Genomic DNA, 24,978 nt, shown 5'->3' on the forward strand with positions numbered 1-24,978 from the left:
CGCGAGCAGTTTCCACTACAGGGCCGTTCCGGGCGCGGAGCGCACTCTCCGTTCGTTGAACTCAGGACTGCGAACTCAGGACTGCGAACTCAGGACTGCGAACTCAGGACTGCGAACTCAGGGCCGCGAACTCAGGGCCGCGAACTCAGGACGACGAACACAGGCCTACGAAAACAGGGCCATCAACTCAGCACGACGAGATCTCCGCTTGGCACCCATCCGGAAGGAGTCTCCCATGAATCCCCCCGGTGCCGCCTGGTTCTCATTGATAAGAAGCCGGATGACGACGGCCGACCTGGCCCTGTGCGCCGAGCAGGACAGGTGGGCCCGTGAGCTCAGGTGGACCGTAAGCCGCACCGGCTTCGGCGCCCGGCAGTATCGCGATCCCCGCTTCGACCTCGTCCAGGAACTGGAGGAGGTCGGCCGCCTCTTCCGCGCGTGACCCGGTGACGCCGTGACGGTTGCGAGCGACGTGACGGGGTGTCACCGTCGCCGCACGCCCCGGCGCGGCACACGCTCGCGGATCAGGCGGAAGACGACGGCGACCGGTTAGGCTTGCGCGGGTGACGACCGCGCTCATCCACGAACGGCTGCAGTCCCAACTCGCCTTCCACACCGAGATCGACAAGCTGAAGCGCGTCATCCGCCGGAACTCTCTCATCGACGGATCGCGCCGGGAGAACGACGCCGAGCACTCCTGGCATCTGGGCGTGATGGCGATGACCCTGGCCGAGCACGCGCCTCCCGGCACCGACATGGCCCGGGTGGTGGCCATGCTGCTCGTGCACGACATCGTGGAGATCGACGCCGGCGACACCTTCATTTACGACGCCGTCGCGGTGGAGGGGCAGGCCGCCCTCGAACGCGCGGCGGCCGACCGGATCTTCGGGCTGCTGCCGGAGGACCAGGGAGCGCGCCTGCGGTCCCTGTGGGACGAGTTCGAGGAGCGGCGCACGCCGGAGGCGAGGTTCGCCAGGGCGCTCGACCGGCTCGCGCCGATCATCGCGAACCACCACAACGAGGGCGGCACCTGGTCGCTGTACAAGGTGACCGCCCGTCAGGTGATGGAGAAGGTGCGGCTCATCGAGGAAGGCTCGGCCACGCTCGGCGAGTACGCCGCCGGGCTCGTCGCCGCCTCCGTCGCCCGGGGCCACCTCGCGCCCTGAGCCCCTCGCCGCGGACTCGGGCCCACGCGCCTGAAACCCGCGTATACCGTCTCATTCCTGTCCATGTTCACACCTGTGACGCGCGGGTACGTGATCCGGTGTTAGGGGGCGAGACATGGAAGAGACGACGAGGTCGCGGCGTACGGGCCGGATGGCGCGGAGAGTCCCCGCCGCCGAGGTCTTCGACGGGCTTGAGCGGGCCACCGTGCTCGACCGGCCGATCGCTGTCATCTCCAAACAGGTGCGCCGCAAGCTCGGCCCGGGCAAGACCCGGGACTTCCTGCACGGCGTGCCCATCGGACATCCGCTGCACCCGGCGCTCGCGATGGTCAGCTTCGGCTGCTGGCTGTCGGCCGGGGTGGTCGACATGACGAAAAGCGGGTCACGGGCGGCCCGCACGCTGATCCTGGCGGGGCTGGGCAGCGCCGTCCCCACGGTGGCGGCCGGCCTCACCGACTGGTCCACGCTCCACCGTGAGCAGCAGCGGGTGGGCCTGGTGCACGCGATGACCAACGCCGCCGCGGCGGTCTGCTACACCGGCTCCCTGCTGTTACGGATGCGGGGACGTGAGCGGGCCGGCCGGACGCTGGCGTACGCCGGGCTCGCGGCGGCCTCCGCGGGCGGCTACCTCGGCGGGCACATGTCCTACCGGCAGGCGGCCGGGGCCAACCACGCGGAGTCGGTCGGCCATCTCGTGCCGCTGGGCTGGCACGACCTGTGCGCCCTGAAGGAGCTGCCGAACGGGCGGCCGGTGCGGCGGCGGCTGGGCTACATCGACCTGTTCGTCATCCGTCTCGGCGACGACGTGAGCGTGCTCGCGGACAACTGCTCCCACCTCGGCGGCCCCCTTCACCAGGGGCGCGTCGCGATGGAGGACGGCGAGCCCTGCATCGTCTGTCCCTGGCACGGCAGCGCCTTCCGCATCTCCGACGGCAGGGTGACGCACGGCCCCGCGACGTCGCGCCAGCCGGCCTTCCAGACCCGGCTGCGGCAGGACGGCGTGGTGCAGGTCCGTCCCGCCGAATGACCGCCCCGCCGAGTGACCACGCCGGTCGCCGCGGGGCCGCGGCCACCGGCGTCACTCACTCGGTGTCGGGGCCGCGGTCGTCGGCGGGATGCTCGACCAGCGCGAGCACCCGGTTGGACATGAACCTCGCGGTGCGGACGGGCGTGCCCGACCGCGTCACCTCGGTGACCTCCACGACTCCCCGGCCCGTGGTGACCTCGATCCGGCGTCCCGCCCTGGTCGCGATCACCTCGTACGTGCGCGGGGTGCCTCCGGCATCGATCACGATCTCCACCCGGTCGCCCTTCACGAGGGCATACATACCCTTTCAGAACACCAGCTTCACTATCGCCACGATTCCGACGACAACAATGAATCCCCGGAGCAAGGGCGCGGGCAGCCGGCGGCCGAGGCGGGCACCGAGGAAGCCGCCCGCCGCCGACCCCAGCGCCACCGTCAGCGCGGCGGCCCAGTCCACCGGCGCGATGAACGCGAACAACACCGCCGCCGTGGCGTTGACCAGCAGCGACAGCAGGTTCTTGGCCGCGTTGACCCGCTGCAGGTCCTCGTCGAGGAAGCTGCCGAGCAGGCCGATCAGGACGATTCCCTGGGCCGCGCCGAAGTAGCCGCCGTACACGCCGGCGCCGAGGACGCCCAGCCAGAGCCACGGCCCGCCGTGCGGGTGCGGCCGGCGCCGCGCGGCCAGCCACTCGTTGATCCTGGGCTGGAACACCACCATGAGGCAGGCCAGGCCGATGAGCACCGGGACGATGACCCGGAAGGCCTCCGCGGGCAGGCGCAGGAGCAGCAGTCCGCCGCCGAGCGAGCCGAGCACCGACGCGACACCCAGCCGGACCAGGCGCTCGCGCTGACCCCTGAGCTCCGCGCGGTAGCCGAGCACCCCGGTCACCCCGCCGGGGACGAGGCCGACGTTGTTCGACACGTTGGCGACGATCGGCGGGAACCCGACGGCCAGCATCGTCGGGAACGTGATCAGCGACCCCGATCCCACGACCGCGTTGATGGCCCCGGCCCCCACACCGGCCGCGAAGACCGCGACCGCCTCCCACGGCGTCACTCGCACCTGCTCCCTCGTACGGCTGTCGCCTCAGGGTAGGCGTCGCCCCCGCGCGGGCGGCCGGAGGGGGACCTGACCGGCCGTGCCCCGGAGGGTCAGAGGGGCCGGGCGTACCAGCGGCCGTTCTGCCCCCGGTCGAGGTGCAGCGGGACGCCGAAAGTGGTCGACAGGTTCTCCGCGGTCATCGCCGCCTCGATCGGCCCCTGGTCGACGACCGCGCCGCCGCGCAGCAGCAGCACGTGCGTGAACCCGGCCGGGATCTCCTCGACGTGGTGGGTGACCAGGACCATCGTGGGCGACGCCGGGTCCTGGGCCAGCGCGCCGAGGCGGCGTACCAGGTCCTCGCGGCCGGCCACGTCGAGCCCGGCGGCGGGCTCGTCGAGCAGGAGCAGCTCGGGGTCCGGCATGAGCGCGCGGGCGATCTGCACGCGCTTGCGCTCACCCTCCGACAGCGTCGAGAAGCGCCGCCGGATCAGGTGCGCGCAGCCGAGCTGGTCGATCAGCTCGACGGCGCGGGTGACGTCGTTGGAGTCGTACTCCTCGTTCCAGCGGCCGAGGATGGCGTACGACGCGGTGAGCACGAGATCGATGACCTTCTCGTCCGGCGGGATGCGCTCCGAGAGCGCCGCGCTGGCCAGCCCGATGCGGGGCCGCAGGTCGAACACGTCCGTCTGGCCGAGCCGCTCGCCGAGGATCTCCACCGACCCCTCGGTCGGGAACAGCAGCGAGGCGGCCACCTGGAGCAACGTCGTCTTGCCCGCGCCGTTGGGTCCGATGACCACCCAGCGCTCGTCTTCGCGGACGCTCCAGTCGATGCCGCGCAGCAGGGCGGCGCCGTCCCTGCGGACGGCCACGTCCTGAAGCTGAAGCACCTGACCGCCCATCGTGGTCCCCCTCCTGTGGTTCTCTGGGATAAAACTATGGCAGTCCGACCACATATCGTGGATCGGGTGCACACCGATTCACCGATCTCGGCCACGCTCGTCGCCTGGGGCAACGCCTGGCTCCTGGGACACGTGAGTCTGGAGACCGCCCTCGACCGCGTCGAGCGCGAGGCCGGGCCCCAGGTGGTGGCGGCGGAGGGGATCGAGACCCCCCTGCTGGCCTTCCTCCTGGACCGCAGGATCGAGGGGCTGAACGCGTTCCGCCTCGCCCTGCCGGTCTCCGGCGACCCGCTCGGGCTCACCGGTCCTCCCTCGTTCAACGGCGTCGCCATCGACGCCGGTCAGGCCGCCGTGGCCGTGCTGCCCGGCAGGTGCCTCGGCCTCGTGCCGTCCGCCGACCTGCGCGGCTCGTCGTACCGCGGCGTCCGCTGGGCCACGGCCGAGGCGTCGGCGGCGGCCCCCGACGTGCCCTCGCTGGCGGAGGCGGAGCAGTCCCTGCGCACCGCCATGGTCGCCGCCACCGAGGCGCTGCTCGGCGTGGGCGGCCCGGCGCAGGGCTTCCCCGCGGCGGACGCGCTCGACCGCGCGGGCGAGTCCCTCGCCCCCGGCTACCCGGGCAGGGCGCACCGGGTCGGCGCGCTCGCCGCCCGGCTCGCCGTCGCGCTCCGCCTGGCCGACGAGCGCGGGCTCACCTCCGGGCAGGTCGCCGTGCGCGGCGCCGCCCTGCGCGACCTCGACCGGGCCGTACGGCGGGCCAGGGTCGCCGCTCACAACGCGATCGTCGAATCCCAGGTCTGACGGCCGGCGCTCAGGACAGGCCGTGCCGTACGGCGTAGAGGGCGGCCTGGGTGCGGTCCTGCACGCCGAGCTTCATGAGCACGTTGGAGACGTGGGTCTTCACCGTCTTCTCCGCCACCACCAGCGCACGGGCGATCTCCCGGTTCGACCGTCCCGCCGCGATGTGCCGCAGCACCTCGCGTTCCCGGTCGGTCAGCGTGGCCGCCTGCTCCGGTCGCGCACGCTCCGCCGGGCCCGACAGCATCGCCTCGGCCGCCTCCGGGGCGAGCAGGACCTGCCCGCTGTGCACGGCGTGGATCGCTCGCACGAGCGCGGCCGGGTCCACGTCCTTGTAGAGGAAGCCCGCCGCGCCCGCCCGCATCGCCGGGGCGACGTCGCCGCGGTCGCTCACCGAGGTGAGGACGATCACCCGTACGTCCCGCCCGCTCAGCTCCGCCAGCGCGCCGAGGCCGTCGAGCACCGGCATTTTTAGGTCGAGCAGCAGCACGTCGGGGCCGAGCGACTCGGTCAGCGCGACGGCCTCGGCGCCGTCGGCCGCCTCGCCCACGACGCCGATGTCCTCCTGGATCTCCAGGAACGTGCGCAGGCCCTGCCGTACGACGGGATGGTCGTCGGCGATGAGCACGCGGATCACGCGGGCACCTCCAGTCGTACGGTCGTGCCGCGGCCGGGCGTCGAGGAGACCGACAGCCTGCCGCCGACGGCCTGGGCCCGGTCGCCCATCGAGGGCAGCCCGAGGCCGCGCGCCGCCGTCCCGTTCATGTCGTCGCTGTCGAACCCCGCGCCGTCGTCGGTCACCTCCAGCGCCAGGGTGGTCGCGGCTCGCGTCAGGCGGACGCCGATGCGGCCGGCCCCGGCGTGCCGTACGGCGTTGTGCAGCGCCTCCTGGGCGACCCGGAGCACGGCGACCTCGACCTCGGGCGGCAGGTCGCCGGGCGGCTCGCCCTCGGCCGCGAACACGACGGTCGCGGGATGCAGGCGGTCGAGCAGGGCCACCTGCTCGCGCAGGCTCTCCACGAGGCCGTACCGGTCCAGCTCGGGCGGGCGCAGTTCCACGATCACGGCGCGCAGCTCGGTCAGCGCCTCGCCCGCCATCCGCTCGACCCGTTCGATCGCCTCGGCCGCCCGCTCGGGCTCGGTGCGGGCCAGCGCCGCGGCGGCCCGCGCGGTCAGCCGCAGCGAGAACAGCTTCTGGCTGACGGCGTCGTGCAGCTCGCGGGCCATCCGCGTACGCTCCTCGATCACCGTGAGCTCGCGCCCGCGCTCGTACAGGCGGGCGTTGGTGAGCGCGATGGCGGCGTGCGCCGCGAACAGCGTCAGCAGGTCCTCGTCGGCCTCGTCGAACCCGCCGGGCGTCCGCTTGTTCGACAGGAAGATGATCCCGAGCACGGTGTCGCCGTCCGTGATCGGCACGCCGAGGAAGTCCTTGAGCACGGGATGGGCCTTCGGCCACCACCCGTACCGGGGATCCTTACGGATGTCGGGCAGCCGGACCGGCCGTCCCTCGCGCAGCAACGCGCCCAGCATGCCGTGCTGGCGCGGGGTGGGGCCGATGGCCTTCCACTGCTCGTCGGAGATGCCCTCGGCCACGAACTCGGCGAACGCGCCGTCGTCGTCGGGCACGCCGAGCGCGGCGTACCGCGCGTCCAGCAGCCGCCGCGCGGACCGCACGATGACCTGGAGGACCTCGCGGACCGACAGATGACGGGTCACCGCGAGCACGGCCGAGCTGACCGCCTGCAGCACGGCGTCCCGATCCCGGTCGGCCGGGTCGTGGGCGGCCGGGTCGTGGGCGGCCGGGTCGTGGGCGTCGGGGTCCGGGGCAGCGCGGTCCAGGGCGGCTCGCTCGCGGGCGCACCCGTCCGGACCCGGCCGGGGCGGCTCGGGCGGGGGGACGGTGTCGGCGGGCTCGGGCACCCACCCAGCGTAGGTCGCCCGGTGCCCGGCACGCGTCGGCCGGTGGGCCTAGGGCCAACTGCCGAACCCATGCCGGACCGTGGTCCGATGCCCGCCTGACGTGCCGTTTCCTAGCGTGAGGCGCATGAGACAGGCACTCATCACCGGAGCGTCGCGAGGGCTGGGACTGGCCCTCGCCAGAGCGCTCGCCGACGACGGCTGGTCGCTCCTCCTCACCGCGCGGGGCGAGGAGGACCTGATGTCCGCGGCCTTCGACCTCGGCGCCCGGGCCATTTCCGGGGACGTCGCCGATCCCGCGCACGTGGCCCGGCTCGCCGAGGCCGTCCCCGAACTGGACCTGCTCGTCAACAACGCGAGCGGGCTCGGCCCGGCCCCGCTGCCCAGGCTCGCCGACTATCCGCTGGACGCGTTGCGGGCCCTGTTCGAGACGAACGTGGTCGGGCCGCTGGCGCTGGTCCAGGCCACGCTGCCCGCGCTGCGCAAGCGGCGGGGCGCGATCGTGAACATCTCCTCCGACGCCGCCGTGGAGGCGTACGAGGGCTGGGGCGGGTACGGCGCGACCAAGGCCGCCCTCGACCAGGTCTCGAACGTCCTCGCCGCCGAGGAGCCCGACGTCGCCGTGTGGTGGGTGGACCCGGGCGAGATGCGGACCCGCATGCTGGCGGACGCGGTCGGCGAGGTGGAGGCGGGCGCGGCGCCGCCTCCCGAGAGCGTGGCGCCGGCGCTGCTGCGCCTCGTCGCCGCCCGTCCCGCGCCGGGCCGCTTCACCCGCGGAGACCTGCGATGACCGGCGCCGGCGGCCGGACGACGGCGGAGACCGAGGGCCGCCCGGATACGCCATTGGGCGGGGATGGGCCGGCGGATGCGATCGGGGGGCCCGCCAGGCCGCAGGCGTCGGGCGACTCGCTGACGTTCGCGCTCGCGGCGCCGCTGGAGGCCCGTGAGCCGCCGGAGGCGCGCGGGCTGCGCCGCGACGAGGTCAGGCTGCTGGTCTCCCGCCGCGACACCGGCGAGGTCACCCATCACGTCTTCGCCGACCTGCCGTCCCTGCTGGCCCCCGGCGACCTGCTCGTGGTGAACGACTCCGCCACCCTGCCCGCGGCCGTACGGCTCGACCGCCTGGCCGTGCACTTCTCCGGGCGGCTCGCGTCCGGCGACTGGCTGGTGGAGTTGCGCCGCCGAACGGCCACGGCGACGGAGCCCTACCTCGGCGCCGCGCCGGGAGAGTGGCTGCCGCTGCCGGGAGGGGCCACGCTGCGCCTGGTCGAGCGGGAGACGGCGCGGCTGTGGCGGGCCCGACTGGACCGCGACGTGCTCTCCTACCTCGCCGCGCACGGCGCGCCGATCCGGTACGGCTACGTGCGGCGCGACTGGCCCCTCGCGGACTACCAGACAGTCTTCGGGGTCGAGCCCGGCAGCGCGGAGATGCCGAGCGCGGGCCGCCCGTTCACGCCGGAACTCGTGACCGCGCTGGTGAGCCGGGGCATCGGCATCGCTCCGATCACGCTGCACACCGGCGTCGCGTCTCCGGAGAAGGACGAGCCGCCCTATCCGGAGTGGTTCTCGGTCTCCGCGCGTACGGCCAGGCTGGCGAACCTCACCCGCACGCACGGGGGCCGGGTGATCGCCGTCGGCACGACGGTCGTACGCGCTCTGGAGACGGCGGCGGCGGTGCGGCCTCCGGTCGCCGAACCGCACCGGGGGGAGGCGGGGCCGGACGGCGACGGGGTGCGGGAGCTCTCGGGGTGGACCTCCCATGTCGTCACCCCGGCGGGAGGCGTCCGCGCCGTGGACGGGCTGATCACCGGCCTGCACGAGCCCCGGTCGAGCCACCTGATGATGCTGTCGGCGATCACCGGGACCGGGGTGCTGGCCGACGCGTACGACGAGGCGCTGCGCGAGGGCTACCTCTGGCACGAGTTCGGCGACAGCCATCTCATCCTGTGATATGTGACGAATCTGAGATTTTGTTGGTCAAGGCTGTTCGTATGCGAACACTGATCCGTAAGTCGACGACGTCGCTGGTCGCATCACTGGCCGCCGGAGCGCTGGTGGTCTCCGTCCCCACCGCCACCTCGGCGGCGACCACGGCGACGCGAGCGGCCACCAGCACGGCCACCAGCACAAGCACGACCACCACCGCGGCGGCCGCCGCCCCGGTCGCCATCAAGGTGAGCTATCCCTACCGCGTCAGGGCGGGCCGGGTGGTGTCTTTCAAGGTCACCCTCGTCAACAAGCTCAAGACCAGGACAGACGAGATTTTCCTGGCCGCGAAGTTCCCCAAGAACGTCAGCAAAGCCCGCATTTACGTTCCGCAGGGTTCTCACTACAACGAGCGGTGCACCAGGGAACGGATCCGGGCGCTCTGCGTGCTGCCCGGTCTCAAGAAGGGGAGGATTTACACGTTCTGGGCCAAGGCCTGGGTGAGCGGATCGGCGCGGGGCAAGCTCTACGGCTATTTCGGCGGAGCGGTGACCGACACGTCACTCAACACCGACCCCAAGCAACTGCTCAGCGAGTTCGGTGACAGCATCAGCTGGGTGAAGACGAAGAGCACAATCACCCGCTGACATTCGGATCCGCAATCTTCACATTAAAGATCTTTACGGATGATGTGGGGGGATGGTACAAAATCTTCCCCATTGCGGGGGAACCTCCCTTTCCCCCCATCGTCCTCAGGAGACACACACTCATGCGTCACCCGATCGTGAAGATCGTCGGCCTCGCGACGGCCGCGCCGCTCGCGGGGGCCCTGTTCCTCGCCGCGGCCCCGGCGGCGTCGGCCGCCCCGGCGTCCACCGCCGCGGCGACCGCTAAGGCGGAGCCGTACTCGAGCTTCTACGTGGTCGCGAAGGGCCCGAAGAAGGCCAAGGCCGGCTCGCGGATCACCTACACCGTCGGCGCGGTCAACCAGGGCCCGCACCTCGCCGACACGTACTTCGTCGGCGGCCAGCTGCCCAAGGGCATCGAGCGCAAGGTGTACTACAGCGCTCCCAAGGGCACGGGGTGCGCCTTCTTCCCCGACGGGTTCTGGTGCGTGGTGCCCCGCGCGCTCGAGGTCGACGACGCGGTCTCGTTCTCGATCACCGTCAAGCTGAAGAAGGGCGCCCGCGGCACCGCCCTCGCCCGCGTCGGCGTGGACCAGTGGGACGTCCCCAACGGCGCCGAGGACCTCAACCGGCGCGCCTGGAAGGAACTGGGCGTCAAGCACTGGTACTTCCTGAAGACGGTCAAGACGAAGATCGTCCGCTGACCTCGCCATAGCGAGCCCCGACGACGCCCGTCTGCCCCGGCAGGCGGGCGTCCGCCGTTCCCGGGGTCACCGTCCGAATGATCGGCCGGTCGGCTCAGGCCGCTATGGCGGGTCTGCCGGAGTCCGGCAGGAGCGCCGTCCTGACCTGGGCCTCGGTGATCCTGGCCAGCGCCGCGCGCGCCGCGCCGCGCCGGGACCACTCGCCCCGTCCCGGCTCGCCGTGCGCGTCCACCCGGCCGCGCGGGGCCGCCTGGTCCAGGCGTACGCCAGGGAAGACGGTCACCTCCGCGACCAGATCCCGGGTCGCGACGATGCGCAGGAGCGACGCGACCAGGGTGTCGTCGCCGACGAACGACGGCCGGGTGGACGGCCTCGCGCACTCGCCCACGCCTTCCACGAAGCGCAGCGCGACCGGCCGTACGGGCACTCCCGCGTCGAGCGCGGCCTGGAACACGGCCGGGCGGAAACGCCCCATCTCCCGGCCGCACCAGGTGGTGCCCTCCGGGAACGCCGCCACGCTCTCGCCGCGGCCCAGCGCCGCGGCCATGTCCGCGACGACCCGCGGCAGGGTGGACAGCGCGTCCCTGTCGACGAACAGCGCGCCGCCGCCTGCGGCCAGGGTGCGGACCACCGGCCAGCGGGCCACCTCCGCCTTGGCCAGCGGACGGCAGGGGAGGGTCGCGGCCATCACCAGGGGATCGAGCCAGGAGACGTGGTTGCCCACGAGCAGGGCCGGGCCGCCGTCGTCGTGCACGGCCCGCGCCCGGGCGGAACCTCCGAGACAGGAGAACCCGCGGCGGACCACCACCCTGATGCCGAGTGCCCGCAGGAACAGCCGCGACCAGCGGGCCACGGCCGTTCCCCGCCGGGCCGTACGCCCGATCACGAGCGCGAGCGGCAGACCGGCGGCGAGGACGGCGACCGCGCCCGCGAGCCGGGCGGCCCGCCGCAGCGGCCCGGCCGTCCGCGTCTCGGCCCGCAGGCACGCGGCGGGCGCGCAGGACGACACGGGCAGCCAGACCGAGCGCTCGGCCGAGGAGCCAGCCGGGGAGATAGCCGGGGGAACCGGCGCGAGGGCCGGCGACGGGGGCGGTGCGGGGGTGGGCGGCAGGGGCGTGACCGCGCTCACCGCGTCTCTCCCAGAAAGTGCCGCAGGTAACGCGGGTCGGTCTCGGCCAGCGAGAGCAGCACGAAGAAGTCCGCCGTGCCGAAGTCCGGGTCGTATGCGGGTGCTCCGCAGATCCAGGCGCCGAGCCGCAGATATCCGCGCAGCAGCGGCGGCAGCACGAACCGGTCGGGCCGGGGCACACCCGCGTCGCGCCAGGGCGTGCGCGGGGTCACCCGATACTCCTCCGGCCCGAGCGGCACCCGGTCGACCACCCCCGCGGCGACCACGCCGCCGTCGTCGAGCGGCACCGAGCAGCAGCCCGCCAGCCAGGTGCAGCCGTGATCGGTCAGGTAGCGGGCGATCCCCGCCCACATCAGCGCGACGACCGCCCCGCCCCGGTGCGCGGGATGCACGCAGGTGCGCCCCGCCTCGACCAGGCCGCCGCGCAGGCCCTTCAGCGCGGCGAGGTCGAACTCGGTCTCCGAGTAGAGCCGGTCCGAACGGCCGGGCGGCAGCAGACGGTAGGTGCCGACCACGGTGTCCCCCTCGCGGACGAGGAGATGGTCGCAGTACGCGTCGAACCGGTCCGCGTCGTGACCGTTCAGCGGCGAGTCGAGCCGGGCGCCCATCTCGACGGCGAAGACCTCGTGGCGCAGCCGCTGGGCGGCGCGGACGTCGGCGGCGCTCTCGGCGAGGCGCACGGTGTAGCGGCCGCTGTGGTGGCCGGTCCGCAGAGAGCCGGGCTGGAGTGGCCCAGGGCCAAGGGAGATCGTCATATGTCGTCACGTCCTTCCTCGGGGCATGCGCCCACCACCATGACGACATGCGGAAATGACGCCGCTCCCTCAGCCCGGGGGCACGAAGGCGTCCGCATCGTGAACCTCGTGCGCGGCCACGACAAGCCGCACAGTAACCTCAAACAACGTGAACCAGCGCACGCTCCTGATCACGCTGACCGGTCCGGATCGCCCGGGCGTCACCTCACGGCTGTTCGCCGTACTGGCCGGGTTCCCGGTCGTCGTGGCCGACGTGGAGCAGGTCGTCATCCGCGGCCGACTCACCCTCGGCGTGCTCGTCGCCTACGCCGGAGGGCCGCCCACCGGCACCGGAGGCACCATCGGCGGGCTGTGGACGGCCGTCGAGCAGGTGGCCGCCGATCTCGACATGGACCTGGAGATCGCCACCGGCACGACCTCCAAGGAGAAGAGGCGGCGCGGACGACTGCACGTCACCGTCCTGGGCGCGCCGTTGCTGCCCGCCGCGATGGCGGGGATCTCCGGGCGGATCGCCGCGAGCGGCGCCAACATCGACAGGATCGAACGGCTGTCGAGCTATCCCGTCACCTGCATCGAGCTCGCGGTCTCGGGAGCCGACCCGCAGGCGCTGCGGACCGAGCTCGCCACCGAGGCGGCCGCCCAGCAGGTGGACGTGGCGGTCCAGCGCAGCGGCCTGCACCGCCGTGCCAAGCGCCTCATCGTGATGGACGTCGACTCGACGCTGATCCAGAACGAGGTCATCGAGCTGCTGGCCCGGCACGCCGGCTGCCTGGACGAGGTCGCCCGGGTCACCGACGAGGCCATGCGGGGCGAACTCGACTTCGCCGAGTCGCTCGTCAGGCGGGTCGCGCTGCTCGAAGGCCTGTCCGAGGAGGTCTTCGAGAAGGTCGTCAAGGAGGTCGTCCTCACCCCCGGCGCGCGCACGCTGGTCCGCACGCTCAAGCGGCTCGACTACCGCTTCGCGATCGTCAGCGGCGGCTTCACCCAGATCACCGACTCTCTCGTGGCGGACCTCGGCATCGACTACTCGGCCGCCAACACCCTGGAGGTGGTGGACGGCCGGCTCACCGGCCGGGTCGTCGGCGAGATCGTGGACCGGCCGGGCAAGGCCCGCGCGCTGGAGCGGTTCGCCGCCGAGGCGGGCGTCCCGCTGAGCCAGACCGTGGCGATCGGCGACGGCGCCAACGACCTCGACATGTTCGCCGTCGCCGGGCTCGGCATCGCGTTCAACGCCAAGCCGATCGTCCGGCAGGCCGCCGACACGGCGGTCAACGTGCCCTACCTCGACTCGATCCTCTACCTCCTCGGCATCTCCCGTGAGGAGGTGGAGGCGGCCGACGCGGAGGACGGCATGCCGCCCGCCACCACCTGACGTCCCTCACCGTACGGTCACGAAGGCGCCGCCCACCGCGGCGCACAGCCGTACGGCGTCGGCGTCCAGCGAGCGCAGCGCCTGGTCGGCGGCGGCGGTCCGCAGGAGCGCCCGGCGCGACCCGGCGCCCTCCGGCGCCGACTCCAGCTCGGCGAGCCGGCGCTCGGCCTGCCCGCCGACCCACAGGGCGTCGTCGGCCAGCCCGCGGCTCACGCCCGCGCCCGGCTCGTACGGCTCCCCCGCCTGCACGGCCTGCGAGGCGGACTGGAGCTGCCCGGCCACGGCGTCCAGGACGTCGGCGACCGGCCCCGCCCCGAGCGGCTCGTCCCGGAGCAGCGAGAACATCGTCAGCAGGTCGTCGCGGACCCGCTGGGCGGCGTCGAGGGCGCCGCCGACGGCCTCCGGGGCGGTGCCGCCCGGTTCCCGCGCGATGTAGCCGAGCGCGCCCGCGACCATCTCGGCGTCCACCCCGGCCTTCCTGATCCGGGCCTCGGCCCGATCGGCGCCCGCCCTCCCCCGCGCCAGCTGTGCCAGCGCGCGGGCGGCCGCCGCGTGCGAGCCGAGCATCCGGCCCACCCGATCGGCGAGCCGCCGGGTCTCGCCCCGCGGCCACAGCAGCCGCGTGCAGGCGATCGCGATGGCCCCGCCCGCGAGGGTCAGGGCGACCCGCGACTCGGCGATCCGCGCGGTCTGCGGCACCTGGAAGTCGAGCAGCAGCAGTACGCACATCGTCATGAAAGTCGCCCAGTAGGCCTGGTGGGTCGGGGCCAGGCCGAACGCCAGCGCGGCCGACACCCCGATCAGCGCCACGAGCGCCCAGTGGCCCGGCGTGAGGTGCAGCACGGCTGCCGAGACCAGCCCGCCGACCGTGCTGCCGCCCACCCGCGCCCACACCCTCGCCCGCGTCTCGCCGTACGTCGGCTGGATGGTGACCAGCACCGCGATCACCAGCCAGTGCGGGAACGCGGGCTTGAAGAGCACGATGACGACCGAGGCGAAGGCCGTGCCGAGGACGACGCGCAGGGCGTGCCGCACCCGGGGGTCGTCGAAGGCGAGCGGCGGGGGCGCCGCGAGCCCGGCGAGGCCGCGCGCCGCGGCGTCCAGCCCAGTGACATCGAGCCGGGTGACGTCGAGCCGGGCGTCGAACCCGGGTGCGCAGAGGCGGCGGGCCTGCGCGGCGGCCCCGTCCAGCGCCGCCTGGATCCGCCCCACGCTGTGGGCGACCTGACGCAGCAGGACGAGCACGACCATCTCCCGCTCCCCGCCGGCGGTCCGCTCGCGCAGCCGGTCGACCCGGGCGCCGAAGTCGACCACCGGTTCCCGCAGCGGAGGGCAGTCGGCCAGGTAGGCCCGCAGCGCGCCGGCGAGCGACGCGGTCAGGTCGGCGATCCCGGCCTCCTCCATCGCGCGGGGCGCCCGGCGCCGCAGCGTGTCGGACAGGCCGCGCAACGCGACGATCTCGTGGAACACCCGGCGAAGCGCGAGCGCGACCTCGTCCGCCGCCCGCGAGCGTTCGCGGCGCAGCCGCCGGGCCCGGGCCGTGCCGACCTCGGCGAGCGCGTCCGCCGCCGCGCGGCGGCGCGCGTCCCACTCGTCCCGGCCCGAGTCCAGGCCCGAGTCCAGGCCCGGATCCGGGCCCGCTTTCCGCACCGCGGCGGGGTCCGCGTCCGAGTGCGCGTCCGGGCCTGTGCTCCGGGCGGTGGCATCGGCGGCGTGGCCGGTCACCGAGCCTGTTCCTGTGCCGTTTCCTGGGCCTGTGCCTGGGCCTGTGCCGTTCACCGGGCCTGTCCCTGGCGCTGTCTCTGGGCCGGTCACGGCCTCGGCCAGCGCGGCCAGGGCGGCGGTCACCTCGTTCAGCGTCGTGATGACCGGGCGGGTGCGCCGCCACGGCCAGGGCAGCGTGAGCAGGACGGCCGGCAGCAGCCCGCCGAGCAGTTGCAGGCCCGTGTGCGGCACGGGGTCGAGCGGCAGCGGGTTCGCGGCCGTCAGCAGCAGCGTGAGCGCCGGGGTTACGCCGATCGGCCGCACCAGCCCGCCGAGCCCGGCCAGGGCCGAGGCGGCGCCGATCATGAGCAGGCTGCTGCCCGACACCAGGACCCCGAGCGCCGTTCCCACGCCGACCGAGACCACCACCCCGAGCAGGTACGGCGTCCGCACGCTCGCGGGGTTCGCGATGGCCCGAGCCGCCACCAGCCACGCGCCGAGCCCGGCCGTCGCGCCGCCGGCCGGGTGGCCGGTGAGCAGGCCCACGAGCAACGGGACCACCAGGCAGCAGGCCCCGGTCAGGCCGAAGCCGAGCGCGAGGCGCGGATCCTCCAGCCTCGGCGCCCTGGCGAATGCGATGTTCCGGAGCGGCAGGAGCAGGTCCCTACCCACGATCCGCGGGCGTTATCACCCCGGGACGGGCCGGAGCCGGTTCGCGTCAGGGACGGGGGCCGGGCGCGTCAGGGACGGCCGACGCGGATCAGCCGTCCCGTCTCCGGCCCGGCCTCCTCCCATGGCACGCCGATCTCGATCACCGCGTACGCGCAGGTCGGGAAGCCGTCGAGCCGGGTGCCGGTCAGCGCCGTGACGAGTTCGTGGACGCCGGGGTTGTGGCCGACGAGCACGAGGGACGCGATCTCGGCGTCCGTACGGCGCAGCACGCCGACGAGATCGTCGGGGTAGGCCTCGTAGATGTCCCGCTCGATCTCGGCCGGGACGCCGGGGGCGAGCAGTTCGGCCGTCCTGCGGGTGCGGACCGACGGCGAGCACAGGACGAGCGCGGGGGCGAGCCGCCGGATCTCCTCGCCGGCCGCCCGCGCGTCCCGCTCGCCGCGGGGGGTGAGGGGACGTTCGCTGTCGGGGAGACCGGGCGCGTGCCCCGCCTGGGCGTGCCGGACCACGACGAGCGTGCGGACGCTCACGGCTTCGGTGACGGCATCGCTCACGGCTTCGGTCACGGCTTCACTCAGGGCATCGCTCACGGCATCGCCCAGACGGCGAGACCCACGATCAGGGCGAGCATCGCCACCATGGTCAGCAGGATCAGCGCGAGCGTCCTGCCCCCGTTCGGCTTGTCCATAACGGCCCAGTGTACGGACGAAGGTCCCCCGCTTGACCAAGCAGGGGGCCTTCGGACGAGCGCGCCGTACGGGCCGTCAGTGTGACGGCCCGCTCGGGCGTCAGTGCGCGACGGGCTCGCTCGCGCGGGCGGCCGCGTCGGCCTCGCCGGACGGGGCGATGGCCGTCGCCCGGCGCTTGGAGACGACCACGGCGCCCACGACGACCGCCACCGCGGCGACCGTCGCGACCACGCGCACCGTCACGTTGTCGGCGTACGTGACGACGGCCGGGGCGATCAGCAGCGCGACCAGGTTCATCACCTTGATCAGCGGGTTGATGGCCGGGCCGGCGGTGTCCTTGAAGGGGTCGCCGACGGTGTCGCCGATCACGGTCGCGGCGTGCGCCTCGGAGCCCTTGCCGCCGTGGTGGCCGTCCTCGACCAGCTTCTTGGCGTTGTCCCAGGCACCGCCGGAGTTGGCCAGGAACACCGCCATGAGCGTGCCAGACGCGATGGCGCCGGCGAGGTAGGCGCCGAGCGGCGCGTACCCGAGCGCGAAGCCGACCGCGATCGGGGTCAGCACGGCCAGCAGGCCGGGCGTCGCGAGTTCGCGCAGCGAGTCACGGGTGCAGATGTCCACCACCCGGCCGTAGTCCGGCAGCTCGCTGCCGTCCATGATCCCCGGCTTGGTGCGGAACTGCTCGCGCACCTCGTAGACGACCCGGCCGGCGGCGCGGCCGACGGCGCTGATCGCGAGGCCGGAGAACAGGAACACCACGGCCGCGCCGACGATGAGGCCGACCAGCACGTTCGGGGCGTCCACCGAGAGGCTGAAGTCCGCGAACGAGCCCAGGGCGTTCTTCACACCCTGCGACGCCTTGGCCAGCTCGCCCTCGACCGCCGTACGGAACGAGCCGAACAACGCGGTCGCCGCGAGCACGGCGGTCGCGATCGCGATGCCCTTGGTGATGGCCTTGGTGGTGTTGCCGACCGCGTCCAGGGAGGTGAGCACGCGGGCGCCCTCGCCCTCGACGTCGCCCGACATCTCGGCGATGCCCTGCGCGTTGTCGGAGACCGGGCCGAAGGTGTCCATGGACACGATCACGCCGACCGTGGTCAGCAGACCGGTGCCGGCCAGGGCCACCGCGAACAGGGCCACGGTCACGTTGCCGAAGCCGAGCAGGAAGGCGCCGTAGACCGCGCCGCCGATGAGCAGCGCCGAGTAGACCGCCGACTCCAGGCCGACCGAGATGCCGGACAGGATGACCGTGGCCGGGCCGGTGAGCGAGCTCTCGCCGATCTCCCGGACCGGTCGGCGGTTGGTCTCGGTGAAGTAGCCCGTGAGGATCTGGATGGCACTCGCCAGGACCAGGCCGACGAGCACGGCGCCGATGGCGATCAGCCGCGGGTCGGCGGTGACCGCCGCGACGTCCGGCGACGCGCCGGACAGGCCGGCGAAGCTCGACGGCAGGTACGCGAACGCCGCCGCGGCCACCAGCACCGCCGAGATCGCGGCCGAGATGAAGAAGCCGCGGTTGATGGCGGACATCCCGGAGCGGTCGCTGGCGCGGGGGGCGGTGGTGAAGATGCCGATGACCGCGGTGATCACACCGATCATGGGGACGATCAGCGGGAAGACGAGGCCCTCGGTGCCGAAGGCGGCCCGGCCCAGGATCAGGCTGGCGACCAGGGTCACGGCGTACGACTCGAAAAGGTCGGCCGCCATGCCGGCGCAGTCGCCGACATTGTCACCGACGTTGTCGGCGATGGTGGCCGCGTTGCGCGGGTCGTCCTCGGGGATGCCCTGCTCGACCTTCCCGACCAGGTCGGCGCCGACGTCGGCGGCCTTGGTGAAGATGCCGCCGCCGACCCGCATGAACATCGCGAGCAGCGCGGCGCCGAAGCCGAAGCCCTCCAGGACGTTCGGCGCGTCGCCCTTGTAGACCAGCACCACGATCGCGGCGCCCAGCAGGCCCAGGCCGACCGTGAACATGCCCGCGACACCGCCGGTCCGGAACGCGATCCGCATCGCGACCCGCTCGCCCGACTCCCGGGCGGCGGACGCGACACGGACGTTTCCGCGTACGGCGAGCCACATTCCGATGAATCCCGTCAGGGCGGAGAACACCGCGCCGACGACGAAGAACACGGATCGGCCGATCCGCTCGCCGGTCGAGCCGGCCGGAAGCAGCAGAAGCAGGAACGGAATGATGACGACGAATATCGCGAGCGTGCGGAACTGCCGCGTGAGATAGGCCGCGGCGCCCTGCTGCACCGCCCGCGCGATGTTCTGCATCCGCTCGGTGCCCTGCCCGGCGGCGAGCACCTCTCGTACCAGTCCGCCCGCGACGGCCAGAGCGAGCAGCGCCACGACGGCGACGACGATGACAAGGGTGAGATGGGAACCGTTCAAAGCTACCGCTGCGCTTTCGCCAGCGGCGTGATAGGCAGACATCCGTCCTCCTCGGCCAGACGGGGTTTCGGTCCTCCTGCCCGGACGACGCTACGGACGAACCCTCTGGCCGTGCGGCGCACTCCCCGGGCGGTTGGCAAGTGCCGCTTCCGGTTGCATCCGCAATACCTTGGCCGGTGCCGGGAGTCTACGCAGCGACGCCGCGGATATGAAGGCCCTCGTGCCCGGGAATCGGGTCGGCGTCCGATGATGAACGAACATTTGCACCACTATGAAGGTGCTTTGACCAGCGCGGTCAGGATCATGTCCGGCACCATTCCCCTGGTTACGACACATCCTTGCTCTGGATTTCGGACAACCAGAACCTCTGCCGACACCTGCCGGCGGACCCGTCGGAACGCGGGCATACCAAAAGATCGAGTGTCACGCCGGGGGCGACACTCGATCTGTACGGTGGTCGGCGCGCGGAGCCGGAGAGCCGGAGCCGGAACGCGGGAGTCAGAACGCGGCGACGCCGTTGGCGGAGGCGGGCCAGCTCATGCGGATGCGCATGCCCTTCGGCCCGGGAAGCACCTCGACGTCGTCCGCCAGCCCCGCGATGACCGCGATGCCCAGATTGTCGATCTCGGGCATGAGGCTGCCGTTCGCCTCCAGGACCTGCGGCATCACGTCGTCGCCCGGAGCGGCGTCGGTGACCGTCACCTCGAAACGCCCCGCGTCGTCACGTAACTCGATGCGTACGGGCTCCCCGGGGCAGTGGAGGCGGTGTGCCTCCACGGCCCGCGAGCACGCCTCTCCGACGGCGAGCCGCACCTCGTCCAGGATCGCCTCCGCCACCCCGGTGCGCCTGGCGATGGCCGTGGCGACCAGCCTGGCCGTACGCACATGGGCGGGCAGGGCGGTGAACGTCAGCTCGACGGTGGCCATGGTGCTGGTTCCCCGGCCCTCACTTGTCCCGGCCGTGGGCTTCCTTGGCCTCCTCGACCGAGGCGTAGATCCCGAAGACCTTCGTCAAGCCCGTGATACGGAAGATCTTCAGAATGCGCTCCTGTGTGCAGACGAGCTCCAGGGAGCCGTCATGCGCCCGCACGCGCTTGAGACCGCCGACCAGCACGCCAAGGCCCGTCGAGTCGAGGAAGTCCACCTTCTCCATGTTCACGAGCAGGTGGAAGTTGCCCTTGTTGACCAGGTCGATCAGCAGCTCACGCAGTCTGGGCGCGGTGTAGACGTCGATCTCACCCTCGACATCGACGATGGTGAGGTTGTCCTCGGAATGGTGGTCCAACTTCAGATCCACAGATCCTCCAGCGCCTTACTTGCGTAGGTCTCCATACGGGTCCTGCATCCTGGTAGTCCAGAAGCACGACCCCGACGCGCGGCATTCAACCACGCTACGACTCCGTGTCTATACGAAATCACGACTCCGGGCGACTCTCCCCGCAGATGCCAAACTGGAAACCAGTGACTCCGACTTCTTCGTCCTCTGCCCGAACAGGCGACCTTCTCACCCGCCTGCTCGCGGTTCCCGCACGCCGGGGGCGCGTGACCCATGTGGAGCATGTTCCAGCACGTCACGCGGGTGAGGCAAGATGGCCCGACTGGGCCCCAGATCTCCTGGTCGCGCGACTGAGCCTCCAGGGGGTCGAAGGGCTGTGGGAACATCAGCTTCACGCCGCCGAGCTGGTTAAACGTGGCCAAAACGTGATCATTGCCACAGGAACCGCCTCCGGAAAATCACTGGCGTACGTCGTCCCGGCCGTCACGGAGATCTTCTCCGGCGGCACCGTGCTGTACCTCACCCCCACCAAGGCGCTCGCCGCCGACCAGTTGCGAGCGTTGCGGAAGTTACGGCTGACCCAGGTGCGCGCCGCGACGTACGACGGGGACACCCCGCCGGAGGAACGCCGGTGGGTCCGGCAGAACGCCAACTACGTGCTGACCAACCCCGACATGCTGCACCGATCGATCCTGCCGAGGCACGCGTCCTGGTCGTCCTTCTGGCGGCGGCTGCGCCTGGTGGTCGTGGACGAGTGCCACGGCTACCGGGGGGTCTTCGGCTCGCACGTCGCCCAGATCCTGCGCCGGCTGCGCCGGGTCTCGGCCAAGTACGGCGCGTCCCCGGTGTTCCTGCTGGCTTCGGCCACCGCGAGCGACCCCGCCGCCGCGGGAATGCGCCTGACCGGCCTTGAGATGGCCGAGGTGACCACGGACGCGTCACCCAGGGGTTCGACCACCTTCGCCCTGTGGGAGCCGCCTCTGACCGATCTACGCGGGGAGAGCGGCGCCCCGGTCCGCCGTACGGCCACGGCCGAGGCCGCCGACCTCCTGGCCGACCTCGTGATCGAGGACGTCCGCACGCTCGCCTTCGTCCGCTCCCGCCGCGCCGCCGAAGCCGTGGCCCTGTCCGCGCGGCACACCCTGGAGGAGGTCGAGGCCCTCGTCGACGACGATCCGCCGTACGGGGAGGACCACCCCTGGGCGTCCCCGCTGCCGGACGAACCCGGCGAACCGGCGGAGGCGGCGGAGGTGGAAGAGGCGGTGACGGCCCCTGCGGCCACCCGGAGAGTACGACTGGCGGACCGGGTGGCGGCCTACCGGGCGGGCTACCTCGCCGACGACCGCCGGGTGCTGGAGAAGGCCCTGCGGTCGGGGGAGCTGACCGGCCTGGCGACCACCAACGCACTCGAACTCGGCGTCGACGTGTCGGGGCTCGACGCGGTCCTCATCGCGGGATGGCCGGGGACGCGCGCCTCGCTCTGGCAGCAGGCGGGCCGGGCCGGGCGCGACGGGCAGGACGCGCTGGCGGTCCTGATCGCCCGGGACGATCCCCTGGACACCTACATCGTCCACCATCCGGAGGCGGTGTTCGGGCGCCCGGTGGAGGCCATCGTCCTCGATCCGGACAATCCGTACGTGCTGGCTCCGCACCTGTGCGCCGCCGCCGCGGAGATCCCGCTCGGCGAGCAGGACCTGGAGATCTTCGGCCCCTCGGCGCGGGACGCGCTGGACGACCTCGTGAACCAGGGGCTGCTCCGCAGAAGGCCCGCCGGCTGGTTCTGGACGAGCCGGGACAACGCGGCCGACCTCGCGGACATCCGCGGCTCGGGCGGCGCCCCGGTCCAGGTCGTGGAGGCGTCGACGGGCCGCCTGCTGGGCACGGTCGACGAGCCGTCGTCGCACACGATGGTCCACCCGGGCGCCGTCTACCTGCACCAGAGCGAGACGTTCGTGGTCGACGTGCTCGACCTCGACGCCGGAGTCGCCCTGGTCACCGCCGCGGAACCGGACTACGCGACCTTCGCGCGGGACGTCACCGACATCCGGGTGATCGAGTCACTGCGTTCGAGGGACCTCGGCCCGGGCACCCTGCACTTCGGGTCCGTGGAGGTCACCCGGCAGGTGGTCTCGTACCTGAAGCGCCGCACCCAGACCGGGGAGGTGCTCGGCGAGGAGCCCCTCGACCTCCCGCCCCGCACGCTGTGCACCCGCGCGGTCTGGTGGACGCTGCCCGACCCCGCCCTCGCCGGCCTGCGCGGGGAAGGCCGCCCGGCGAATGCCGGAGAAGCGGAGCGTACGGCGGACGCCGGCTCGCGGTCCGCAGGACGCACGAAGGATCTCGGGTCGGGGTCGGCGAGCGCTGGGTCGCGGTCTGCGGGGCGCTTGGCGGATTCCGGGTCGCGGTCCGCGGGGCGCTTGGCGGATTCCGGGTCGCGGTCCGCGGTGCGCTCGGCGGACACCGACGGCCCTGCCGCCGGGCACCCGGTGGACCTCGGCGGGGCGGCGCACGCGGCCGAGCACGCCGCCATCGGTCTCCTCCCCCTCTTCGCGACCTGCGACCGCTGGGACATCGGCGGCGTGTCCACGGAGCTCCACCCCGACACCGGCCTGCTCACGGTCTTCGTCTACGACGGCCATGACGGAGGCGCGGGCTTCGCCGAGCGGGGGTACGCCCGGGCGTCCGACTGGCTGACGGCGACGCGGGAGGCGATCGCCTCCTGCGAGTGCGACCGCGGCTGCCCGTCCTGCATCCAGTCCCCGAAGTGCGGCAACGGCAACGAACCACTCGACAAGGCAGGGGCCATCCGCCTTCTCGACGTCCTCCTGGGCCCCTGAGACTCCCTGGTCGCCCTCGCCAGGCCGCCGTCCCAGCCCGCGGGCCGGAGCCTCGCTGGAGCGGTGAGCCGCGCGTGGGCGGCGGGGACCGGCGGGGCAGCGGAAGGCGGTCACCACCCGAGGCCAGCACCCGAGGCCAGCACCCGAGGCCACGGCCCGCGGTCACGGCCCGAAGCCACGGCCCGCGGTCACGGCCCGAAGCCACGGCCCGCGGTCACGGCCCGCGGTCACCACCCGAGGCCAGCCCCGAGGTCACGGCCCCTGGTGGGGTCACAGGCCGCGGTCCCCCGTCACGGCCCCGGGCCGGCCGGAGGTCGCGGTGGCGGTCAGAAGTCGCGGTGGCGACCGGAGTAGGGATCGTCGTCCTCGTCGGTCCACACGTCGGGCTCGGGCTGGCGCAGCGGCCGATCCGGAAACTGACCGCCGGCCATCGCGCCCGCCGCCACCGACCCGGCCGGTACCGTCGCGGCCGGAACCAGCGGGACCTGCTCTACCGGCACGCGTGCCGGGGCGGCGCGCCCGTCACCCGGCTCACGCTGCTCCCGCTCCGTCTCCGTCCCCTGCTCCGTCTCCGTCCCCTGCTCCGTCTCCGGCACCGGCTCCGGCTCCGTGTCGGTCGGGGACACGGCGAGGCCATGGCCGGGCAGCGTGATCTCGCCGCTCGTGTCGGGCTCGTGGGCCGCGTCCGGGCCGGACCGGGTGTCCGCCTCCGCTTCCGGTTGACCTCTGCGGCTCTTCGGCGTCGCCAGGATCACGGCGGGGCGACGGGTGGGTGCGTTCCCCCGGCTCTTCGCGGTGGCAACGCTGCCGGCCGTCGCGGCACCGCCGACGTCAGCGGCGTCCCCAGCCCCGGCGCTCGATCTGCCGATGATGGGCTTCGGCCGGGCGGCGGCGGGTTCTCCGTCTCCCGTGGTGTCGCCGGTCACGCCCTTGCGCCGCAGCCACGCCCCGAGATTGGCGCCGATGAGCAGCAGGACGACGGCGATCGCCACGTACACGCCGAAGTTGAGGCCGCCGAGCGGCAGAAAGGACGACTGGGCGGTCGTCTTGGGCGCCTCGGTCTGCTCCGGCACCAGGACCGGCTCGGTCTGGTCGCTTCCGCCGTTCGCCTCCGGCAGTGTGAGCTCCCCGTCCTTCGGCAGCTTGGGCTCGGGGTTCGGCACCGTGGTGGGAAGGTGGGTCTTCGGATTCTTCGCGGCAGGTGACGTGACCGCCGACTGATCGGGCCTCTTCGACGGCGACGGCGTGGCAGAGGGGCTCCGGGAGGCCTTCGGCGCCGGAACCGTCACATAGACGGGGGCGGAGGGGGAAGAGGCGATGGTGCCGCCGACGCCGTCCGCACGCACCGCGCGCACGCTGACGTCCACCTTCTGCCCGGCCGTCCTGGCCGGGAGCGTGAGGCTCGCCCGGCAGGTGGAGCCGGGGCAGGCGGAGTCGACGGTCACGGAGCCGGACTTCCCGGCCTTCGCCGAGGTGATCTCGTACTTCTGGAGGTCGGGCTCGCTGCCCTTCGCCCAGCTGACGAGGACGGTCGTGGCGTTCTTCAGTTGCGCTCCGACGCCGGAGGGAGCCTCGGGCGGACGGCTGAGGACGAAGGTCGAGGTGGCATAGGTCTTGTGCGTGACCTCGCCGAGAAGGGTCACCGTGAAGGTGCCGTTGGGGGCGTCACCCGGGTCGAACGATCCGCTGATCGTCTGGTTCGCTCCCCCGGAGGCGATCTCCTGCCGGGACACGGAGGGGCCCTCGACGAACAGGGACATCTTCACCTGGTACCAGTCCGTCTTGGCGGACACGGCCACCGGGCCGGGCGCCTTGACGACCTGCCCGTTCGAAGGAGACAGGATCTCGCCGTCCGCCGCGGCCGGAGAGGCGCCCGCCAGCAGCGCGGACACCACCGCGATCGGAACGATCAACGCCGCGGTACCAAGCCTGGGAACCCCGGTCACGACGCATCCCTTCGTGGAGAACCGTCCACCCCTGCCTCGGCCGGCCGAAGGCGTGGGGCGACTGAGAGTACGGGGCACTTTATGCCAGCCGCCCCCTCTTGGACG

At 72.9% G+C, this 24,978-nt stretch carries 23 protein-coding genes; 10 read left to right on the forward strand and 13 right to left on the reverse strand.

Translation table 11 applies throughout. The annotated features are described in order from the left end of the window. The first annotated feature begins 235 nt into the window (after nt 1-235). The 3 genes from HHX40_RS34220 to HHX40_RS34230 all read left to right on the forward strand — a co-directional run bounded on the left by HHX40_RS34220 (nt 236) and on the right by HHX40_RS34230 (nt 2,193). A complete protein-coding gene (locus HHX40_RS34220; protein WP_150935745.1) occupies nt 236-442 on the forward strand; it encodes a hypothetical protein in 207 nt (68 codons plus the stop codon). Nucleotides 443-563: 121 nt separating this feature from the next. Then, nucleotides 564-1,166 (forward strand): HD domain-containing protein, encoded by a 603-nt coding sequence (locus HHX40_RS34225; RefSeq protein ID WP_117409127.1) that lies wholly within the window; start codon nt 564-566, stop codon nt 1,164-1,166. Between the two features lie 115 nt (nt 1,167-1,281). Next, nucleotides 1,282-2,193, forward strand: a complete 912-nt coding sequence (locus HHX40_RS34230; protein WP_182883867.1) for a Rieske (2Fe-2S) protein — start codon at nt 1,282-1,284, stop codon at nt 2,191-2,193. 55 nt (nt 2,194-2,248) lie between these two features. Here the strand turns inward: HHX40_RS34230 and HHX40_RS34235 are convergent, their stop codons facing one another. The 3 genes from HHX40_RS34235 to HHX40_RS34245 form a co-directional block, all read right to left on the reverse strand. Next, nucleotides 2,249-2,494, reverse strand: coding sequence for a hypothetical protein (locus HHX40_RS34235; protein WP_220499935.1), 246 nt, complete (start codon nt 2,492-2,494; stop codon nt 2,249-2,251). Between the two features lie 6 nt (nt 2,495-2,500). After that, a complete protein-coding gene (locus HHX40_RS34240; RefSeq protein WP_182883890.1) occupies nt 2,501-3,250 on the reverse strand; it encodes a sulfite exporter TauE/SafE family protein in 750 nt (249 codons plus the stop codon). Nucleotides 3,251-3,345: 95 nt separating this feature from the next. Continuing rightward, nucleotides 3,346-4,134: an ABC transporter ATP-binding protein gene (locus HHX40_RS34245; protein WP_182883868.1), complete on the reverse strand. Its 789-nt coding sequence runs from the start codon at nt 4,132-4,134 to the stop codon at nt 3,346-3,348. Between the two features lie 66 nt (nt 4,135-4,200). Between HHX40_RS34245 and HHX40_RS34250 the strand changes: the two genes are divergently transcribed. After that, on the forward strand, nt 4,201-4,932 hold the full coding sequence (locus HHX40_RS34250; protein ID WP_310738399.1) for a hypothetical protein: 732 nt from the start codon (nt 4,201-4,203) through the stop codon (nt 4,930-4,932). Nucleotides 4,933-4,942: 10 nt separating this feature from the next. Here the strand turns inward: HHX40_RS34250 and HHX40_RS34255 are convergent, their stop codons facing one another. Beyond that, nucleotides 4,943-5,566 (reverse strand): response regulator, encoded by a 624-nt coding sequence (locus HHX40_RS34255; RefSeq protein WP_182883869.1) that lies wholly within the window; start codon nt 5,564-5,566, stop codon nt 4,943-4,945. Further along, nucleotides 5,563-6,849, reverse strand: coding sequence for a GAF domain-containing sensor histidine kinase (locus HHX40_RS34260; RefSeq protein ID WP_310738400.1), 1,287 nt, complete (start codon nt 6,847-6,849; stop codon nt 5,563-5,565). Before HHX40_RS34260 ends, HHX40_RS34255 begins: the two co-directional genes overlap by 4 nt. A 124-nt stretch (nt 6,850-6,973) precedes the next feature. Here HHX40_RS34260 and HHX40_RS34265 point away from each other — a divergent pair, with 124 nt between their 5' ends. The 4 genes from HHX40_RS34265 to HHX40_RS34280 all read left to right on the forward strand — a co-directional run bounded on the left by HHX40_RS34265 (nt 6,974) and on the right by HHX40_RS34280 (nt 10,102). Further along, a complete protein-coding gene (locus HHX40_RS34265) occupies nt 6,974-7,636 on the forward strand; it encodes an SDR family NAD(P)-dependent oxidoreductase (RefSeq protein WP_182883870.1) in 663 nt (220 codons plus the stop codon). Beyond that, the gene (locus HHX40_RS34270; protein ID WP_182883871.1) at nt 7,633-8,796 is read left to right on the forward strand and encodes an S-adenosylmethionine:tRNA ribosyltransferase-isomerase; all 1,164 of its coding nucleotides are present in this window, start codon (nt 7,633-7,635) and stop codon (nt 8,794-8,796) included. Before HHX40_RS34265 ends, HHX40_RS34270 begins: the two co-directional genes overlap by 4 nt. A gap of 41 nt (nt 8,797-8,837) precedes the next feature. Next, complete coding sequence (locus HHX40_RS34275; RefSeq protein ID WP_182883872.1) at nt 8,838-9,419, forward strand: hypothetical protein; 582 nt, start codon at nt 8,838-8,840, stop codon at nt 9,417-9,419. 122 nt (nt 9,420-9,541) lie between these two features. Continuing rightward, nucleotides 9,542-10,102 carry a DUF11 domain-containing protein gene (locus HHX40_RS34280; RefSeq protein ID WP_117409118.1) on the forward strand — a complete coding sequence of 187 codons (561 nt, stop codon included), beginning with the start codon at nt 9,542-9,544 and terminating at the stop codon, nt 10,100-10,102. 94 nt (nt 10,103-10,196) lie between these two features. On the opposite strand, the gene HHX40_RS34285 is transcribed toward HHX40_RS34280, so the two are convergent. Together HHX40_RS34285 and HHX40_RS34290 are read right to left on the reverse strand one after the other, a co-directional pair. After that, a complete protein-coding gene (locus HHX40_RS34285; protein WP_220499936.1) occupies nt 10,197-11,231 on the reverse strand; it encodes a lysophospholipid acyltransferase family protein in 1,035 nt (344 codons plus the stop codon). After that, on the reverse strand, nt 11,228-11,986 hold the full coding sequence (locus tag HHX40_RS34290; RefSeq protein WP_182883873.1) for a GNAT family N-acetyltransferase: 759 nt from the start codon (nt 11,984-11,986) through the stop codon (nt 11,228-11,230). The genes HHX40_RS34285 and HHX40_RS34290 overlap by 4 nt, the downstream gene beginning before the upstream one ends. Before the next feature lie 148 nt (nt 11,987-12,134). Between HHX40_RS34290 and serB the strand changes: the two genes are divergently transcribed. Next, a complete protein-coding gene (gene serB / locus HHX40_RS34295) occupies nt 12,135-13,358 on the forward strand; it encodes a phosphoserine phosphatase SerB (protein ID WP_182872920.1) in 1,224 nt (407 codons plus the stop codon). Nucleotides 13,359-13,364: 6 nt separating this feature from the next. Here the strand turns inward: serB and HHX40_RS38050 are convergent, their stop codons facing one another. From HHX40_RS38050 to HHX40_RS34320, 5 genes are all read right to left on the reverse strand, one after another. After that, nucleotides 13,365-15,734, reverse strand: a complete 2,370-nt coding sequence (locus tag HHX40_RS38050; RefSeq protein WP_182883874.1) for an FUSC family protein — start codon at nt 15,732-15,734, stop codon at nt 13,365-13,367. Nucleotides 15,735-15,802: 68 nt separating this feature from the next. After that, nucleotides 15,803-16,300, reverse strand: a complete 498-nt coding sequence (locus HHX40_RS34305; RefSeq protein WP_310738401.1) for a SixA phosphatase family protein — start codon at nt 16,298-16,300, stop codon at nt 15,803-15,805. 222 nt (nt 16,301-16,522) lie between these two features. Beyond that, nucleotides 16,523-18,856 (reverse strand): sodium-translocating pyrophosphatase, encoded by a 2,334-nt coding sequence (locus tag HHX40_RS34310; protein WP_182883875.1) that lies wholly within the window; start codon nt 18,854-18,856, stop codon nt 16,523-16,525. A gap of 456 nt (nt 18,857-19,312) precedes the next feature. After that, nucleotides 19,313-19,741: an ATP-binding protein gene (locus HHX40_RS34315; RefSeq protein WP_111700492.1), complete on the reverse strand. Its 429-nt coding sequence runs from the start codon at nt 19,739-19,741 to the stop codon at nt 19,313-19,315. Nucleotides 19,742-19,760: 19 nt separating this feature from the next. Then, entirely contained in the window at nt 19,761-20,111 is a 351-nt protein-coding gene (locus HHX40_RS34320; RefSeq protein ID WP_030506779.1) for an STAS domain-containing protein, read from the reverse strand. A gap of 404 nt (nt 20,112-20,515) precedes the next feature. Here HHX40_RS34320 and HHX40_RS36105 point away from each other — a divergent pair, with 404 nt between their 5' ends. Further along, nucleotides 20,516-22,927, forward strand: a complete 2,412-nt coding sequence (locus HHX40_RS36105) for a DEAD/DEAH box helicase (RefSeq protein WP_396788580.1) — start codon at nt 20,516-20,518, stop codon at nt 22,925-22,927. 326 nt (nt 22,928-23,253) lie between these two features. Here HHX40_RS36105 and HHX40_RS34340 read toward each other — a convergent pair whose 3' ends face one another. Then, nucleotides 23,254-24,873 (reverse strand): hypothetical protein, encoded by a 1,620-nt coding sequence (locus HHX40_RS34340; protein ID WP_182883876.1) that lies wholly within the window; start codon nt 24,871-24,873, stop codon nt 23,254-23,256. Between the last annotated feature and the right edge of the window lie 105 nt (nt 24,874-24,978).

This window comes from Microbispora sp. H10949, assembly GCF_014161435.1.
In the GTDB taxonomy this organism is placed as follows: Bacteria; Actinomycetota; Actinomycetes; order Streptosporangiales; family Streptosporangiaceae; genus Microbispora; species Microbispora triticiradicis.

Coding starts and splice junctions, on each gene's coding strand:
- HHX40_RS34220 (WP_150935745.1), top strand. CDS start 236: ATGAATCCCCCCGGTGCCGCCTGGTTCTCATTGATAAGAAGCCGGATG.
- HHX40_RS34230 (WP_182883867.1), top strand. CDS start 1,282: ATGGAAGAGACGACGAGGTCGCGGCGTACGGGCCGGATGGCGCGGAGA.
- HHX40_RS34235 (WP_220499935.1), bottom strand. CDS start 2,494: ATGTATGCCCTCGTGAAGGGCGACCGGGTGGAGATCGTGATCGATGCC.
- HHX40_RS34245 (WP_182883868.1), bottom strand. CDS start 4,134: ATGGGCGGTCAGGTGCTTCAGCTTCAGGACGTGGCCGTCCGCAGGGAC.
- HHX40_RS34265 (WP_182883870.1), top strand. CDS start 6,974: ATGAGACAGGCACTCATCACCGGAGCGTCGCGAGGGCTGGGACTGGCC.
- HHX40_RS34270 (WP_182883871.1), top strand. CDS start 7,633: ATGACCGGCGCCGGCGGCCGGACGACGGCGGAGACCGAGGGCCGCCCG.
- HHX40_RS34275 (WP_182883872.1), top strand. CDS start 8,838: ATGCGAACACTGATCCGTAAGTCGACGACGTCGCTGGTCGCATCACTG.
- HHX40_RS34280 (WP_117409118.1), top strand. CDS start 9,542: ATGCGTCACCCGATCGTGAAGATCGTCGGCCTCGCGACGGCCGCGCCG.
- HHX40_RS34290 (WP_182883873.1), bottom strand. CDS start 11,986: ATGACGATCTCCCTTGGCCCTGGGCCACTCCAGCCCGGCTCTCTGCGG.
- HHX40_RS34310 (WP_182883875.1), bottom strand. CDS start 18,856: ATGTCTGCCTATCACGCCGCTGGCGAAAGCGCAGCGGTAGCTTTGAAC.
- HHX40_RS34315 (WP_111700492.1), bottom strand. CDS start 19,741: ATGGCCACCGTCGAGCTGACGTTCACCGCCCTGCCCGCCCATGTGCGT.